Origin of the sequence: Desulfovibrio aminophilus DSM 12254, from assembly GCF_000422565.1 — a bacterium.
Lineage (GTDB): Bacteria > Desulfobacterota > Desulfovibrionia > Desulfovibrionales > Desulfovibrionaceae > Aminidesulfovibrio > Aminidesulfovibrio aminophilus.
In genome coordinates this window covers 1-1,196 of the sequence record NZ_AUMA01000029.1, presented here as the reverse complement: position 1 = coordinate 1,196, position 1,196 = coordinate 1, and the positions used below count along the sequence as shown (strand labels likewise).

Genomic DNA, 1,196 nt, shown 5'->3' with positions numbered 1-1,196 from the left:
GTGTTAAAGAACGCCTCAAGCCCTTTGTGGGCAAAGGTCTTAATCATGGATGTAACCACACAGGTAACAGTTGTCAACGCCTTCATAGTCTGAAAGTGGCCCCGCCTGTCAAACGCAGCTGACCTTTACCCCGCATCTGTCCGCCTCGTCCACCAGACCCCCGCCCGCGTCTTCCCCCTGGCGGGGCCACCCCCCCCACCCCCGTCTTTTGGCGAGGGGGCGGGGCAGGGTCCGGCGTGAGAATGCCCACCCGCACCGCCGCGCCAATTTTTCACCTGAAAAGTCCGGCCCTTCCAATGTTGGGGGCGAAGGTTGCGTAGGGTTGCGCCGCGCAACCTTTTCCGCAAACTCTGTAACTTGTTGATTTTACTTGTATATGTCTACGAAAACAGGGGCGGCAAAGAAAGACCGCAACCTTTTCGCAACAGTTTATCCATTAAAAACAAGATGTTATCTTCATGCGAAACCAGGAGAATTTGCATGGACATCAATCTTCTTCGCCCGGCCGACCTGCGGGCTCGACTGAAAATCTGCAACTCGACTTTGTACACCCTCATAGCTCGCGGCGACCTGCCCAAGCCCCGGAAGTTGGGCCGTTCAAGCGTTTGGCGAGAGTCCGACATCGCCGCCGCCCTGGATCGCCTACTGGGCGGCGGCGAGGAGCTGCGTGATGGTCGCCGCTAATCGCCCCGGCCGTCCCCGCCTTGGCGGCAAGGTGTGGATCGAGAAGAAGCCGCGATGCTGCCCGATCTGCACCCACCCGTGGATCTTGCGGATCGAGGCCGCGATCATGTCCGGCCGAAGGGATGCGGATGTGGATGCGGAGTTTCAGTTTGAGCCCGGCACTGTGGCCCGGCACTGCCGGGAGTGTATCCCGAGAAACGGGCTTTGCGCTCAGGCCACCAGGCGACTCCAGGCCGAAGCCGGGCGTGTCATGGCCGAGCTGACCAGGTTGCACGCGGAACTCTTGGCAATCGAACCTGCTGCGAAGCCGGACAAGGCCAACAACATCTACTGTCAGATTCTTGACGCGGCGCGGCGATTTTGAGGGCGCGACGGCCCACGGTAGGCGAATACCGTGGGCCGTGCAGGAGACTATAGACATGGTCGACAACAATTGCTTTGTACATTTCATGCGGCGAGCGGTCAACGCCGCCCTGGCCCTGGCCCGGCGCGATCCGGCGGGGCTCGCGCTC

The 1,196-nt window shown here is 60.7% G+C and carries 2 protein-coding genes; both read left to right on the top strand.

Going from position 1 to position 1,196, the window contains the following annotated elements:
* Window positions 1-480 precede the first annotated feature (480 nt).
* Entirely contained in the window at window positions 481-684 is a 204-nt protein-coding gene (locus H587_RS20880; RefSeq protein WP_034609396.1) for a helix-turn-helix transcriptional regulator, read from the top strand.
* On the top strand, window positions 671-1,048 hold the full coding sequence (locus tag H587_RS0112515) for a hypothetical protein (protein ID WP_027176550.1): 378 nt from the start codon (window positions 671-673) through the stop codon (window positions 1,046-1,048). Before H587_RS20880 ends, H587_RS0112515 begins: the two co-directional genes overlap by 14 nt.
* The last annotated feature ends 148 nt before the right edge of the window (window positions 1,049-1,196 follow it).

What these genes read in the sequence shown, in the direction of transcription:
- H587_RS0112515 (WP_027176550.1), top strand. Translation starts at nt 671, where the DNA reads ATGGTCGCCGCTAATCGCCCCGGCCGTCCCCGCCTTGGCGGCAAGGTG.
- H587_RS20880 (WP_034609396.1), top strand. Translation starts at nt 481, where the DNA reads ATGGACATCAATCTTCTTCGCCCGGCCGACCTGCGGGCTCGACTGAAA.